The sequence below is a fragment of the Pseudomonas sp. 58 R 12 genome, assembly GCF_900005865.1.
Lineage (GTDB): Bacteria > Pseudomonadota > Gammaproteobacteria > Pseudomonadales > Pseudomonadaceae > Aquipseudomonas > Aquipseudomonas tritici.
The window spans coordinates 53,471-70,266 of record NZ_CVTP01000024.1 but is presented as its reverse complement, the minus strand read 5'-3'; the positions used below and the strand labels follow the sequence as shown (position 1 = coordinate 70,266).

4 protein-coding genes are annotated in these 16,796 nt (G+C 63.1%); all 4 read left to right on the top strand.

Annotated elements, in window-relative coordinates:
* Window positions 1-169: 169 nt before the first annotated feature.
* The 4 genes from gspE to BFP95_RS21110 all read left to right on the top strand — a co-directional run bounded on the left by gspE (window position 170) and on the right by BFP95_RS21110 (window position 16,600).
* Window positions 170-1,588 (top strand): type II secretion system ATPase GspE, encoded by a 1,419-nt coding sequence (gene gspE, locus BFP95_RS21125; RefSeq protein ID WP_065910652.1) that lies wholly within the window; start codon window positions 170-172, stop codon window positions 1,586-1,588.
* A complete protein-coding gene (gene gspF, locus BFP95_RS21120) occupies window positions 1,588-2,799 on the top strand; it encodes a type II secretion system inner membrane protein GspF (protein ID WP_065881386.1) in 1,212 nt (403 codons plus the stop codon). The genes gspE and gspF overlap by 1 nt, the downstream gene beginning before the upstream one ends.
* Before the next feature lie 379 nt (window positions 2,800-3,178).
* Window positions 3,179-4,363 (top strand): substrate-binding domain-containing protein, encoded by a 1,185-nt coding sequence (locus BFP95_RS21115; protein ID WP_065876194.1) that lies wholly within the window; start codon window positions 3,179-3,181, stop codon window positions 4,361-4,363.
* A 186-nt stretch (window positions 4,364-4,549) separates the two neighbouring features.
* The gene (locus BFP95_RS21110; RefSeq protein WP_065910651.1) at window positions 4,550-16,600 is read left to right on the top strand and encodes a filamentous haemagglutinin family protein; all 12,051 of its coding nucleotides are present in this window, start codon (window positions 4,550-4,552) and stop codon (window positions 16,598-16,600) included.
* The last annotated feature ends 196 nt before the right edge of the window (window positions 16,601-16,796 follow it).

Below are 16,796 nucleotides of genomic sequence, written 5' to 3'. Positions count from 1 at the left end.
CGTCCTGTCGGATTACGGGCACACCGAGCCTAGGCGAGGTGCCGAGTGTTGGGGCAAGAGCCCTTTGCTTACTTTGGGGCTTTTCCAAAGTGAGCCGCCGTAAGGGCGGAACCATAATCAGCCGTTACCGCAGCAACGGATATGTACACCTTCAAAAAGGGCCAACCCCATGAGCCTTCTGCCCTACGCCTGGGCCAAATCCCAACGCATCCTCCTGCGCCCCGGCGAGCAAGGCATGCTACTGACGGTGTGCCCCTCGACCCCAGGCTGGTCCATCAGCGAAGTCCACCGCCAGTTCGGCCAGGCCCTCCTCGAACAGGTGCGCGACGACGAACTCGACGGCCTGCTCACCAGCGCCTACGCCGACACCGGCAGCGCCGCCGCTGTAGTGGGCGCCGCCGAAAACGAGGTCGACCTCGACCGTCTGATGCAAGACATGCCCGAAATCACCGACCTGCTCGACACCCAGGACGGCGCGCCGGTGATTCGCATGATCAACGCCTTGCTCACCCAGGCCGCGCGCGACGAGGCCAGTGATATTCATATCGAACCTTACGAGACCCATTCCGTGGTGCGCTACCGCGTCGACGGCACCCTGCGTGATGTGGTGTCGCCACGCAAGGCGTTGCATGGCGCGCTGGTGTCGCGCATCAAGATCATGGCCCAGCTCGATATCGCCGAGAAACGCCTGCCCCAGGATGGCCGCATCGCGCTGCGTGTGGCGGGGCGGCCGATTGATATTCGGGTGTCCACGGTGCCCACCGGGCATGGCGAGAGGGTGGTGATGCGGCTGTTGGACAAGCAGGCCGGGCGTTTGCAGTTGGAAACCCTGGGCATGGAGCCACAATTGCTCGCCCGCCTGGACACGTTGATCCGTCAGCCCCATGGCATTGTGCTGGTCACCGGGCCCACCGGCAGCGGCAAGACCACCAGCCTGTACGCCGCGCTGGCGCGGCTGGATGCGAGCACCAGCAATATCCTCACCGTGGAGGATCCGGTGGAATATGACCTGCCGGGCATCAGCCAGATCCAGGTCAACGCCAAGATCGACATGACCTTTGGCCTGGCCTTGCGCGCGATTCTGCGTCAGGACCCGGACATCATCATGATCGGCGAAATTCGTGACCTGGAAACCGCACAAATCGCCGTGCAGGCTTCGCTTACCGGCCACTTGGTGCTCGCCACCTTGCACACCAACGACGCGGTGTCGGCGGTCAATCGTTTGATCGATATGGGGGTTGAACCGTTCCTGTTGGCGTCGTCGTTGCTCGGCGTGTTGGCCCAGCGCCTGGTGCGGCGCCTGTGCCCGCATTGCAAGCAGGAAGACTTTGCCGCGCCCGGCACGTGGCGCCCGGTGGGCTGCGCGCAGTGCAACCAGATCGGCTACAGCGGCCGCACCGGTATCCATGAATTGTTTTGCGTCGATGACGACGTGCGCAGCCTGATCCACCAGGGCGCCAACGAACAGGACCTGCGCCTGGCCGCGCGCCGTGCCGGGATGTTCAGCATGCGTGAAGACGGCGAACGTTGGGTGCGCAGCGGCGCCACCGCGCCCGAAGAAATCCTGCGCGTGACACGGGACGCCTGATGAATCGCTATCGCTACGAGGCTGCCGATGCCAGCGGCAAAGTCGAGGCCGGGCATGTGGAGGCCGACAGCCAGAGTGCGGCCTTTGCCAATTTGCGAGGGCGCGGTTTGACCGCGTTGCTGGTGCAGATCGAAGGCGGTCAACCAGCAGCGGCAGGCAGCAGCCTGTTCACTGCCAAACTCTCAGACAATGATTTGGCCTGGGCCACGCGGCAACTGGCAAGCCTGTTGGGCGCCAGCCTGCCGTTGGAGGCGGCGTTGAGCGCCACGGTGGAGCAGGCCGAGAAAAAACACATCGCCCAGACCCTCGCCGGTGTGCGCGCCGATGTGCGTGGCGGCATGCGCCTGGCGGAGGCGTTGGCGGCGCGGCCACGGGATTTTCCGTCGATCTACCGCGCGTTGATCGCGGCGGGGGAGGAGTCCGGCGACCTGGCCCAGGTGATGGAGCGCCTGGCTGATTACATCGAGGAGCGCAACAACCTGCGCGGCAAGATCCTCACTGCGTTCATCTACCCTGGCGTGGTGGGGTTGGTGTCCATAGGCATCGTGATTTTTTTGCTGAGCTACGTGGTGCCCCAGGTGGTCAGCGCGTTTTCCCAGGCGCGCCAGGACCTGCCCGGGCTGACCCTGGCGATGCTCAACGCCAGTGACTTTATCCGTGCCTGGGGTTGGTTGTGTTTTGCCGGGATCGTTGGTGGTTTCTGGAGCTGGCGCCTGTATCTGCGCAACCCGGTGGCGCGTTTGAATTGGCACAGCCGTGTCTTGCGCCTCCCGCTGATCGGGCGTTTTGTGCTGGGCCTGAACACCGCACGGTTTGCCTCGACATTGGCGATTCTCGGCGGTGCCGGTGTGCCGCTGCTACGCGCCTTGGAAGCGGCGCGGCAAACCCTGTCCAATGACCGCTTGAGCCAGTGCGTCAACGACGCCACCGCCAAAGTGCGCGAAGGCGTCAACCTGGCCCCGGCGCTGGCGGTGGAAAAGGTGTTCCCGCCGGTGCTGATCCACCTGATCGCCAGCGGCGAAAAAACCGGCTCGCTGCCGCCGATGCTCGAACGCGCGGCGCAGACCCTGTCGCGGGATATCGAACGCCGCGCCATGGGCATGACTGCGTTGCTGGAACCGCTGATGATCGTGGTGATGGGCGCCGTGGTACTGGTGATCGTCATGGCGGTGCTGTTGCCGATCATCGAGATCAACCAGTTGGTCACCTGACTGACGAAACCCACATTTGAACTGCGCCCATTCAGTTGGTTTGCCGACATCCTGGCCGCCACGCCCAACCTCGGGTTCCTCATTCCGTCACATCCCACCCCCCTCGACACACGCCACACCGCCTCCAGCAACCCCGCACTGAAACCTCGCTGTCACCTGCCCCGAAACCGCTCAAAACCATGACCAAAACACCCGAGAATCTTTTTAAAATCAAGGCGTTCCTCCCGAGGTTTTTTCCCATAACCGTCATCGGAAACTGCGACTTTCTCTCCATGGTTTTCACCCCCGGCCACCCCCGCAACATGGCTTGGGACCGAAGCCATGGCGTCATGCAAGAGCCATCTACCCAACGTACAAACACGACGAAAGGAGCTTCTTCATGTTTAAGCGCAACGTTCTCGCGGTATCCATGACCCTCGCTTCACTGTGCTCGGCACAGGCTGCATTCGCTGACGTAAACGGCGGCGGTGCAACCCTGCCACAACCGCTGTATCAGACTGCCGGCGTACTCACTACCGGTTTCGCCCCTTACATCGGCGTGGGCAGCGGCAAAGGTAAACTGGCGTTCCTGAACAACGACTACAGCCAGTTCGGCACTGGCACCAAGAACGTGCACTGGGCTGGCAGCGACTCGAAGCTGAGCTCGTCTGAACTGTCGACCTACGCTTCCGCCAAACAACCTGCCTGGGGCAAGCTGATCCAGGTGCCTTCAGTCGCTACTTCGGTTGCCATTCCGTTCAACAAGGCTGGCGATGCAAACGTTGACCTGAGCGTTCAAGAGCTGTGCGGCGTGTTCTCCGGCCGTATCGTCGATTGGAGCGAAATCTCTGGCGCCGACCGTACCGGCCCGATCACTGTGGTTTACCGCACTGACAGCAGCGGCACTACCGAGCTGTTCACCCGTTTCCTCAACGCCAAGTGCACCGAAAACGGCGAGTTCGCTATCACCACTTCGTTCGGTTCCAGCTTCGCCGGTGGTCTGCCTGCAGGTGCTGTACCGGCCACTGGCAGCCAAGGTGTGATGACTGCCCTGGCAGCTGGCGACGGCCGCATCACTTACATGAGCCCTGACTTCGCTGCTTCCACCCTGGAAGGTCTGGACGACGCTACCAAGGTTGCGCGTGTAGGTAAGAATGAAGAGACCGGTGCTGAAGGTAAGTCGCCAGCTCCGGGCAACGTTTCCGCTGCTATCGGCCAGGTACCGGTTCCTGCAGCCACCCCTGCCAGCATCCGCGCCAACCAGGACAACTGGGTACCTGTATTCGGCAAGAATGGTGTAGCCGGTGTTCAACCTTACCCAACCTCGGGCTACCCAATCCTCGGCTTCACCAACCTGATCTTCAGCCAGTGCTATATCAACGCTGACCAGACCAACCAAGTACGTGGTTTCTTCACCAAGCACTTCGGCGCAACTGCCAACAACGACGCCGCCATTTCGGCCAACCGTTTCGTGCCACTGCCAACTAGCTGGAAAACTGCCATCACCGAAACGTTCGTGACTTCCGGCAGCGATCTGAGCATCGGCAAAACCAACATTTGTAACGGCAAAGGTCGTCCGCTGTAACCCAGGCTTTCAACGACCCGCAACACCTGATCAGCAACGGCCTGTGCCGTTGCTGATTTTTTTTGCGTACCAGCCCCATGTGAACTTTCCATGACAGAAGTTCAGTCGCGCCCCTCGCCAACCGCCTAACCCTCATACGTGAGCCTGTCTTGCTCCCTGCGTAATAACAAAGAAGGAAGATTCCCGATGGTCCGCTGCAAATCACCGGTTAACCTGAAAGCCCAAGATACCGTGCTGCGCCTCAAGCCTCTGGCCCACGCCATTGCCTTGTTGATGGTGGCAGGCAATGCGCAGGCGGCTACAGCGTTCAGTTCCAGCTGGTTTGCCGACAAAGGCGCGACCCAGGCGGCGACTGCTGCACGGCTCAGTGCAGGGCAGGTGCCGGGGATTCCGACGCTGAATCAGCAGGCGCGGGTCAATCAGCAACTGGCGCGCTCCATCAGCACGCTGAACACCAGTGTCGCGGCGATTGCAGCGCAGCAGGCGGCGCAGGCGGCGGGGCGGCAAGCGGCGTTTGGCCAGGTTTCGAACATTCCCGACGGACTGGGCAAGGGCGGCCTGCAGGTGGATAACAGCCTCACCCAGGGTTGGCTCAACGCCAACGGGCCTAAGCAAAGCCAGTCGGGCGGCAAGACCACGGTGACCATCGAACAGACCGCCGACAAGGCGATCCTCAACTGGGAGACCTTCAACGTCGGGCGCAACACCACGGTGGATTTCCAGCAGCAGTCCAGCTGGGCCGTGCTCAACCGCGTCAACGACCCCAACGCGCGGCCCAGTGAGATCCAGGGCCAGATCAATGGCGCCGGTACGGTGATGATCGTGAACCGCAACGGTGTGGTCTTCAGTGGCACCAGCCAGGTCAATGTGCGCAACCTGGTCGCAGCGGCAGGGAATATCACCGACGAGCAGTTCACGCAGCGCGGTATCTACGTCGACTCCACCGGCTCCCAACCGACTTTCACTGACGCTGCGGGCAAGGTCGTGGTGCAGCGCGGTGCATTGATCCAGACCCACAACCCCGCCACCTCCACCGACGGCGGCGGCTATGCCTTGCTGCTCGGCTCGGAAGTCGAGAACGCCGGTACAATCATCACCGCCAAGGGCCAGACCACCCTCGCAGCCGGCGACAGCTTCTACATCCGCAAGGGCGTGGGCACCACCGGCAACGATCGTTCCACCACCCGTGGTAACGAAGTGGCAACTAGCCTCAACGCCGGCAGCAGCGCCGGCAAGGTCACCAACAGCGGCCTGATCATGGCCTCTACCGGCGACATCACCCTGACCGGGCATCAGGTGCAGCAAAATGGTGTTGCGCTGGCCAGTACCTCGGTGGACACCCGCGGCACCATCCACTTGCTCAACTCCGCCACCGACGCCACCGGCAGCGTGACCCTGGGCGAAGGCAGCACCACTGCGATCCTGCTGGACAGCAGCGGCAGTACCGCGCTGAACAGCCAAAAGGGCAACGGGCTGGTCAACCTCGACGGCACCCCTGCCAACCTGATCACCGGCCAGTTCAACAACCTCAGTGCCGTGGCTGACCGCACCGACCAGTCGCGTATCGAGATCGTCAGCGGCGGCACCGTGGACTTCCAGAAAGGCTCGATCACCCTGGCCACTGGCGGGCAGGTGGCGGTCAGCGCGGCCGGCCGCAGCCTGGTGCGTGATGGGGCGATGATTGATGTATCCGGGGCTGTCGGCGTCAAGGTGTCGATGGAATCCAACAACATCAAGATCAACGTACAGGGCAACGAGCAGCGCGATGCGCCGGTCAACCGTGACGGCGGCCAGTTGATCAACAATGATGTGTGGGTCGACCTGCGTGAGCTGGTGTTTGTGCCGGCCGGTACCAACGGTTACGCGACGGATCGCTGGTACACCGCCGGCGGCTTGCTGGAGGTGGGCGGTTACCTCGGTACCCAAGGCCACTCGGTAGGCGAATGGATGGCCCAGGGCGGCACCGTGACCTTTACCGGCAAGGATGTGGTGACCCAAAAGGGCGCGCAGATCAACCTGTCGGGCGGCACCGTGGATGTGCAGGCCGGGTATATCCAGCAGACCTGGCTCAAGGGCCCGGATGGGCGTTTGTATGAGGTCTCCAACGCGCCGGGCGACATTCTCTATTCCGGGTTCTACAAAGGTTATGAGGACACCAGCAAGCGCTGGGGCCAGACCGATTATTACTACAACCCGATGATCGCCAAGCAACGCCGTTACGAGAGCGGCTATACCGTGGGCCGTGATGCCGGAAAGCTGGTGATCGGCACCACCAGCGCGGTGCTCGAAGGTCAGGTGATCAGCGACGTGTTCCAGGGCGATCGCCAGACCCAGGCGCCGAACATCAACCTCGACGGTTACCAGCAATCGCAGAAGGCGATGGCCCAGCGCGCGCAGTTGATCATTGGCGGGTACACGCCGGTCTACAACAAGACCACCGGCACCCTGCGCTATGCCCTGACGGGCACCACCGATCAGGTACTGATCGACAGCAATACACAGAAAATCGCCGATGGCCTGGACCTCACCACCGCCTTGCCGGCGGATCGCCAAGGCAAGATGGTGCTCGACAGTGATCAGCTCAATGGCTACCAACTTGGCGCGATCAAGGTCGGTGCCACGCAGCAGATTACCGTCAACGGCGCGCTCAAGGTGGCGGACGGTGGCGATATCACCCTGTTCGGGCCGGGTGTGAATATTAATGCCAACCTCACCGCCCACGGCGGAAGCATTAATGCAGGCAACATTCTTTACCAGGTCGATCCGCTTAAAGGCACAGTCCTTGATGCGATTGTGCCGGGGAATGGCGGTGTCAATGTTGCCTCCGGGGTCAAGCTGGACACCACGGGGCGCTGGAATAACCTGTTGCTGGAACCGACGAACAACAGCGGCGTGGCCTATGTGAACGGCGGCAAGGTATCGCTGCGCAGCACCGGCAACGTGAGCCTGGCGGCCGGCAGTGTGGTGGATGCTTCCTCTGGCGGCATTCTCGGCCTGGATGGCAAACTCACCGGCGGCAAGGGTGGCGATGTGACCTTGGCTTCCCTCAGTAGCCTGGCGCTGGACGGCGAGATTCGCGGCTATGGCGTCAGCGGTGGCGGAACCCTGGCGTTGCAGGCACGCAAGGTGCAGATCGGCGACAGCGCCACCGTGCCTGACGCGGGCACCGTGCAGTTGGCCGCAGATTTCTTCAACAAGGGCTTCTCGGCCTATGACGTCACCGGCAACGAAGGGCTGCTGGTCACGGACGGCACCCAGGTAAATGTCACCACGCCGGTCTATCGCTTGGGCGACCAGACCTCCGCTGCGCCCAGTGGCAGCGACCCGGCCACGGCCCTGGAGCGTTGGACGCCAGCGTTGTATCAGGAAGACGCGACCAAAGGCGTGCTGACCCAGCGCCGTGGCGCCAGCCTGACCTTGACCGCCGGCCACCAGGAGTCCACGGCCGCCGAACTGGCCACCACGGCGTTGACCGTAGGCCGGGGCGCAGTGATCAACGTCGACCCTGGCCAGGGCATCAACCTGCGCAGCGTTGGTCAGTTGACCCTGAACGGCACCCTCAATGCCTGGGGCGGGAATGTCAGCCTGGGTGGTTTGACAGTGACGGTTTCAGAACAGGCTAACGCCGCCGGCCATGGCCGCTCGATCTGGGTGGGCGAGAACGCGCTGATCGATGTTGCTGCGCGTGCGGTCACGGCGGTGAGCAGCCGTGGCGATGTCTACGGCCAGGTGCGTAATGGCGGCAAGATCAGCATCGGTGGCGACATCGACCTGGCCACCGGCATTGCCAAGGCCAGCGACCTGTTTGTGGTCGTACGCGACGGCGCCCGCCTGGATGCTTCCGGCGCCCAGGCGGGCCTGGATATTCCGGGCCAGGGCCGGGTGCAGGTGGCCAGCAATGGCGGCAGCATCAGCTTCGCGTCCAACAACGGTCTGTACCTGGATGGTAGCTTCGTCGCCAGGGCCGGTGGCGTCGGCGCGGCGGGCGGCAGTTTGTCCGTGGCCCTGGAAAGTCCTTACTACGCCAAGAATGCCGTCACTGACCGCGTACTCAACCTTCGCGAACTGGTACTGAGTCAAACCCACCAGGGCAGCACATTGCCGGACACCGCCGACGCGGCGGCCGCCAGCCTGGAATATGGTCATGGTCGCCTTGGGGTGGACCAGGTCAGCGCTGGCGGGTTCGACAACCTCGCTTTGTTGAGCGACGGCGTGCTGGGTTTCGACGGTGACGTATCGCTGAAAATGGGCCAAAGCCTGCGCCTGTACAGCGGCGCCATGGGGCTTACAGAGCAGGCTGCGGACAATTCACGTATCAACCTGTCGGCGCCGTACCTGCTGCTGGCGGGCATCCTTGAACCGTTGGAAGCCAAGGACCAGTACCTGCATCCGGTATTGACCAACGGCACGTCTCAACGCGCCAGCCAGGCGCTGTTTGCAGCCAACGCTCACCTGATTGATGTGCGCGGCAGCGTGCAGTTCGGCAATAACAGCAACCTGCCGCTGAGCGACACCAGCCTGGTAAATGTCGACCGCCGAGGGTTCGATGATGTGCAACTGACCAGCCAGGGCGACCTGCGCTTTCTGGCCGGGGCGGGGGCGGATGCGATCGCCACGGGTATCAGTACGCAACTGATGACCCGGGGGGACATGACCCTGCGTGCGGTGCAGTTGTATCCGGGGACCGAGGTTGGGGCGCGGGTACTGGCTGGCTTTCTGAGCGAACGTGATGGCACCAGCTTCAACTACGATCCAGACCGCACCCTGACTATCGCCCGCACCGGCAACAGCAATGCCCAGATGCCCTACTCGGCGTTCGGCCGCTTTCAACTGGGAGCCGCCACCATCAAGCAGGGCGGCGTGATACGCGCGCCCCTGGGGCTGATTGAGGTTGGCGTTATGGGAGGCAACAGGGTCGAGTTGCTGCCCGGCAGCCTGACCTCGGTGAGCGGCAAGGGCCTGGTGCTGCCATACGGCGGCACGGTTGATGGTCAAGTCTACAAATACAACGGTAAGACCGTGACGTTTATCGGTCTGGGCGGACGAGACAACAACGGCCTGAGTGTCGGGTTGACGTTAGGGGGGCAGTCGGTTGCGGTGCTGCCTGACGCTACGGTGGAACTGTCCGGCGGCGGCGAACTGCTCGGCGCCGGGTTTATTTCCGGGCGCGGTGGTTCTACGGATGCGCGCTACAACCCGTTGGTACAATTCGGGGCGAATGGCGGGTTTGTGCTGCCGGGGCTGGGCACCAACCCGATCTATGCGATCGTGCCGGGTGCGCAACCGGGTTATGCCCCCGTGGCGCCGGAAGGGGGTGCAGTCGATCCGTTGATTGGCCAGCAAATCACGATTGGCGCCGGCGTACCGGGGCTTGCGGCGGGCACCTATACCTTGATGCCGTCCACCTATGCCTTGATGCCGGGCGCTTTCCGGGTGGAAATCAATGGCCTGGCCGGCCTTGGCAGCGACAGCACGACCCAGGCCATGCGCAATGGCTCGTGGTCCACGTCGGGGCGCCTGTCCATCGCCAATACCGAGATTGGCAACAGCATTGCAAGCCAGGTGATTCTGACCTCTGCCGATACCCTGCGCCGCTATTCGCAGTACAACGAAACTGGCTATGCACAGTTCGCCGTAGCCGACGCCGCCAGGCTGGGTGTGCCACGCGCATTGCTGCCGGTGGACGCTAAAACCCTGCAATTGATACTGCGAGCAGGCGCAGGGGAGGACTCCTTTTCGTTCCAGGGTATCGGTCGCTTTGAGGCAGCCGACGGCGGTTACGCCGGCACCGTTTCGCTGAACAGTTCAGGTGGAGGCGCCGGGCGAGACATCGAAATTATTGCGGCGGGCAAGGGCGCCACCAGTGGGTTTGCCGGTATTACCGTAGGGGCACAAAACCTCAATGCACTGGGCGCTGCACGCCTGGTGATTGGCGGGACGATGGTGGTCAATTATGGTCAGGGTGGCAACTACGTCACCCTCAGTGGCGGTAATACGGGGGTCCTCACCCTGCGCGATGGCGCGACTCTGGCCGCGCCGGAAGTATTCCTGGTGGCCTCGACCGGCTCCATCGTGGTTGAACAGGGCGCCTCCATCAATACCATCGGGCGCGGCAAGGCCAGTTATGATGCGCGCGATGGCTTTGTCTACAACTTGGCCAACGTATTGGCAGTGTCTAATGGCTTGCTCAATGTGGTCGCCCAGACGCTACCGCAGGCGGGTAAAGGTATCCAGATAGGGGTCTGCAACAGTGCGCCATGCAGTGGGCAAACTGCTCTGTATTCAGAAGGCAGCATCGTCGCCTTGACTGACAACACCTTGCAGATGAGCGATCAGGTGCGCTACGGCACCCGCCACCTCAACCTGGGGCTGGCCAGCATCAACGTCGGCAGCCCGCAAGCCCTGACCGATGCGGCGGCGGCCAATCGCCTGCCGGCGGGCCTGACCCTCACCCAGGCAGTGCTCGACCGCCTGCTGCGCGGCGATACCCAGTTCGGCGCACCGGCCCTGGAAACCCTGCAACTGTCGGCACGCGACAGCTTCAACTTCTACGGCACCGCGACCCTGGACACCTACGATGCGGTGACCGGCAAGTCTCTGTTGAACAACCTGATGCTCTCCACCCCGGCCATCTACGGTTCCGGCGGTGCGAATGATGTGGCGACTATCCACACCGCCAACCTGATCTGGCAGGGCGCCGAGGCGGCGCCTGGCACGGTGGTGGCGGGTGGCGCGGGCACCGGCGGCGGGCGCCTGGATATCAATGCCGAGCGCATTGAGTTCGGCTACGGCGAGTTTGCCCAGGCCAGCACCACAGCGACCTTGAACCGCCTGGCCCTGGGCTTTGCCAACGTCAACCTCAAGGCCAGCGACCGCATCACCGCCAACCATAAGGGCAGCCTCTCGGTGTACCAGAACCAGGGCGCCTATGACCCGGTCAAGGGTTTTGCCTACAGTGGCGGCAACCTGAATATCCTGACACCGTTGATGACCGGCGCGGCGGGCTCAGTGAACAAAATCACCGCCGGGGGTGCGATTGATATCAGTGCGTCGGCCGGCCCGGTGGGCAAGGTGGAGGGCCTGGGCGGCGAGTTGTCGCTGCAGGGCGACAGCATTCGCCTGGCCAGCGCGATGGTACTGCCCAGCGGCAAGGTGACCCTGGGCGCCCGTGGTGACGTGGTGCTGACCGACAACGCATCGATTGATGTGTCCGGTCGCGCCATCGTGTTCAATGACCTGACCAAATACAGCGCGGGCGGTGAAGTGCTGCTGGAAAGCCGCGCAGGCAATGTACTGCAGGGGGCGGGCTCGACCATCGACCTGTCGGCCAACTACAACCAGGCGGGCAAGCTGCGCGCCGTGGCGGTGGGCGGCGCGGCCGGCACCGTCGACCTGGCGGGCAAGATTCTCGCCGGCAGCAGCGGCTACTACGATGCCGGCGGCACCCTGGTGCCGTACCTGGCAGGTGCGGTGGAGGTCCAGGCGCAGCACTTGGGCGGCAACGGCACCTTGAGCGACCAGTTTGCCGCGCTCAACCAGCGCCTCAACCAGGGCCAGGTGTATGGCACGCGCAGCTTCCAACTGAAACAGGGCGACCTGGTCATCGGCAATGGTGTCAAAGCCAACACCGTGAATGTTTCGGTGGACAACGGCAGCTTGCGCGTGACCGGCCTGGTGGACGCCAGCGGCGAGCGCGTCGGCAGTATCAACCTGGCCGGCAAGAACGGCCTGACCCTGGACGGCAGCGCTGTACTCGACGCCCATGGCACGCAATTGCGCGTGGACAGCTACGGCAAGATCATTGATTCGCCGAACCGCGCCGTGGTAGTGCTCGGCTCCGGCACCGGCCAGTTGACCCTGGCTGGCGGTGCGCGTATCGACCTGCGTCATGGCACCGATACTGCGACTGGCAATGACGGGCGCAACCGTGGCACGTTGGAGCTGAATGCGCCGCGGTTGGGCGCGGATGACATTGCCATCGACGCCAGTGGGCACCTGACCATCGACGGCGCGCGATCGATCGCCCTGAACGGGATGATCACCTACGACGACGCGCCGATCGGGACCAGCCCGACGGCCAGCGGCAGGCCGTATCAGGAAATCACCCAGGATTACCTGAAAGAGAAGCACGACCTGAGCACGACGTTCATCAATGCGGCCTTGAAAAATACCAACCTGGTGCAGAACAAGCTGGCCGGCCTGAACAACGCGACCTACGGTGATACCTTTCACCTGCGCCCTGGCGTGGAAATCATCAGCAAAACCCCGGATGGCGACTTGGTGGTGCAGGGAGACCTGGACCTGTCCGGCTATCGCTACGCGAGCCTGAAATCGCCGACCCAAGCGGTGACCGAGGCCGGCAGCCTGATCCTGCGTGCCGGTGGTGATCTGAATATCTACGGCAGCATCAACGATGGTTTTGCAGAGCCGGCGGCGACCCCGGATGATACCGGCTGGGTGCTGCGCGCTGGCATTGACTACACCGGCGGCACGATAACGGTGCCCGGTGACGGCGTGACCCTGGCGGACGGCACCACGTTCCCTGGCGGCACGATTCTCAATTTCGACCTGCCGATCAAGGCCCGCAGCCTGACTGCCGGTACGCGATTGCCGGTGGCGGTGACCCTCAATTCGACCTTGGCATTGCCGGCCGGTACGGTCCTGGCGGGTGCGGTGCGTAATGCCTCGGGTACCGTGTTGTACCCGGCAGGCACGATATTGACTGCGCGCGTGAGCTTACCGAAAGACAGCATCCTGGATGCCGGTACGGTGTTGGTGAGCCTCACCAGTGTGAAGGCCATGACCTGGCCGGCGGGCGTGCCGTTACCTGGGAAACTGGGCAGCACCGCGATAGTGACCCTCAATGGTCCCAAGCTGCTGCTGCGCGGGGCCTTGTTGCCGGTGGGCACCGACGTCAAGCTGCAGGGTGGCGTGCCGTGGGTGAACCTGCGTACGGGGGGCGAGGGCAAGCTCTGGGCTGTGGCGCCGATGCTGGCCGAGGGCTCGCAGTCCTGGTCGATGCGTTTGGTGGCCGGGGCCGACACACAGGCGGCCGACAGTCGCTTGCTGCAGCCGCATCCAGAGGCGGGTAATCTCCGTTTGGCGGACAGCCACTCCTCGGTCAAGATTATCTCCGCCAATGATATTAGGGCGGGCAGTCCGCGTTTCAGCGTGATCCGCACCGGTGCGGCAGACCTCGAGCTGCTGGCCGGGGGCGACTTGAGCATGGATTCGCTCTATGGCGTCTATACCGCCGGCAGCTCCGCCGCGAGCGCGTCTGGCGAATGGTTCCCGGAAGGCGGCGGTAATTTGCTGGTTAAGGCGGGTGGCAACCTGACTGGGAACATCACCAGTGAAGCCCCGGACATTGATGATCGGCCGGTCGCGGGTGACGTGGGTAATGACTCCGCCAACGTAGGCGCTTGGTTGTGGCGTCAAGGCAATGGCCTGTCTGGTAGCCAGGCCCAGGCGACCAGTTGGTGGATCAACTTTGGCGCCTATACCCCTAACTATTTAATAAAAAATGCACCTGACCAGATGGTTGGCTTTACCGGCTTTGGCACGCTGGGCGGGGGTAACCTGAATGTTGACGTCGGCGGGGATGCCGGGATCCTGAGGCCACTGACATTGAACGGGGCCTTACCTGCGAGCGTTAACGCCCGTAGCCAAGGCCTGGTGTTGGCAGTGGGCAGCACCGGTCGGGTTGGGGCCGATGGCAGCCTGCAACTCACGGGCGGCGGCGATATGAATGTGCGGGTCGGCGGGGCGGTTAACCCTGGCAGTCAAATCACGTCGGGTCACCTTAATGGTGCGGTGGTAGATCTTCGCGGGCATGTTCAATTGACGGGCGGCGCCCTGGGTAGCTTGACCTTGCGTTATGGCAACCGGTCAACGGATCAGAGCCCTGGCGAAGTCCGCGCCTACGATTCGATGCGCTCGACTTCCGCGACGGCGGCCGGGGGCTGGAGCCTGTTACCTGGGGACGCAACCTTCAGTGTGGCCACCCGTGGGGACCTGGTATTGCAAGATGTGGCCGATCCGGGCCGCGCGCCGCAAATGAATGCCTCGGCCTATGTGAAAGGCGCGGATCTTGGTTTTGGTCAGAGCTGGTTCAGTTTGTGGACCGAACGCACTGCGATCGATCTGTTCTCCGCCGGCGGCAACCTCACGCCACTGACAGACACCACAGAGTCGGATATGGCGGCGGTATATCCCGCGACATTACGTGCGGTCGCGGCCAACGGCAGTCTGTATTACGGGCGTGCTTCGGCACTTAACAACAGCCCGCCACCGCCGCTCAAAGCGCTGGTGCTGGCGCCGTCGGCCAACGGTCAGTTGCAATTGCTGGCGGCGGACTCGATCTATGGCGGTGACTTGACCATCAGCCGCTCCAGCGCAGCACCGGATACCCTGGCGACGATCCTGCGCCCAGCGTTCCAAGGGTATGTCAAAGACCCCACGAGCGGAAATTATCAACTGGTTGGCAGTAATACTTCCACGGATTCCGTTCGGGCCGATCTGGGCCGCGTCTCTCCCCTGTTTGCCTTCGGTCCGAATACCGCCAGCACGTCATGGGGCGATGCCTTGGACCCCGCGCGTTTCTATGCTGTAACCGGCGATCTGCTGGGCGTCAACAGCGGGCGTTCGATCACTATTACCACCGCTACCGACCCGCGCTTTGGGCAGACCTATCATGAAGGCGCAGGCGCGGTGTGGATGTTGGCTGGGCGAGATGTCGTCAGCAGCGGCACAACCTTGAGTGGTGCCAGCGGCGGTGACGGTGGGAGTGGGGAATACACCATCGCCGGCAATCTGTTCGTCCACAACAGCCCCACCGATATCTCTATTGTCAGTGCCGGCCGCGACATCCTCTACAGCAGCTTCAACGTCGCCGGCCCCGGCAACCTCGAAGTGACCGCCGGCCGCAATATCCTGATGGATGACAAGGTCGGCATCACCAGCCTGGGCGCCGTGGCCGCAGGCGACAACCGCCCCGGCGCAAGCATCACGATGCAAGCCGGTGTAGGCCCCAACGGCCCGGATTACTTGCGCTTCGTCGAGGCCTACCTGAACCCCGTCAACCTGGCGCAACCGGGCGAATCGATCCAGGGCGGCAAGGTCGCCAAGACCTACGAAAATGAACTGGTCGGTTGGCTCGCCGCGCGCTTCGGTTTTATCGGCAGCCCCGACCAGGCCCGCACCTATTACGCGGCACTGCCGGCCGAACAACAACGGGTCTTCGCCCGCGACGTGTACTTCGCTGAACTCAAGGCCGCCGGCCGCGAGTACAACCAGGTCGGCAGTGTGCGCCAGGGCAGTTACCTGCGTGGCCGCTCAGCCATCGCCGCACTGTTCCCGGACAAGGACGTGTCCGGCAACCCGATCACCTACAAAGGCGACATCACGATGTTCGGCGGCGCTGGCGTGCACACCAACTTCGGTGGCTCGATTCAGATGTTCACCCCAGGCGGCAGCCAGACCTTCGGCATCGAAGGCGCGGCGCCACCGTCGACGGCGGGTGTGATTACCCAAGGTGCCGGTGATATCCAGCTGTACTCCATGGGCAGCATCCTGCTTGGCCAGAGCCGCATCATGACCACCTTTGGCGGTTCGATCATGGGGTGGACCAGCGAGGGCGACATCAACGCCGGTCGCGGCTCCAAGACCACCGTGGTGTACACGCCGCCCAAGCGTGTCTATGACAACTGGGGCAACGTCGGCCTGTCGCCGTCGGTGCCGAGCACGGGCGCGGGGATCGCGACCTTGAACCCGATTCCGGAAGTGCCGGCGGGGGACATCGACCTGATCGCACCGTTGGGCACCATCGACGCAGGGGAGGCGGGGATTCGTGTATCCGGCAACGTCAACATCGCCGCGTTGCACGTGGTGAACGCGGCGAATATCCAGAGTCAGGGCAAGTCGTCCGGGGTGCCGGTGTCGGCCACGGTCAACACGGGGGCCATGAGCTCGGCCAGCGCGGCGGGTGCTGCGGCATCCCAGGCGGCGGAAGACGCGGCGCGCAGCCAGCAGGCGGCGGCCAAGCAGGGCCGGCCTTCGATCATGACGGTGGAAGTGTTGAGCCTGGGCAGCGAGCCGTTGCCGCGTGAACCGGAACCGCAGCAGAAAAATTCCGCCTACAACCCCAACAGCCCGGTGCAAGTGCTGGGCGCGGGGCCGCTGAGCGAACAGGCGCGGGCGCGGTTGACGGATGAGGAGCGCAAGCAGATCAGTTTGTAAGGCTTTGGAAAGGACCTCTCGATGTACCGTTCGGGGCGATCAATGATCGCCCCTTTTTTTTGGCGTTTCTCGGTCTGCGGTGGGCGCTGGGTTGCCTGCGAAGGCTATGTGTTAGGCGCTAGAGGGTTTTTGGTTGGGGTACATATCCATTGCTGCGGTAACGGCTGATATTGGTTTCGCCCTTACGGCGGGTCAC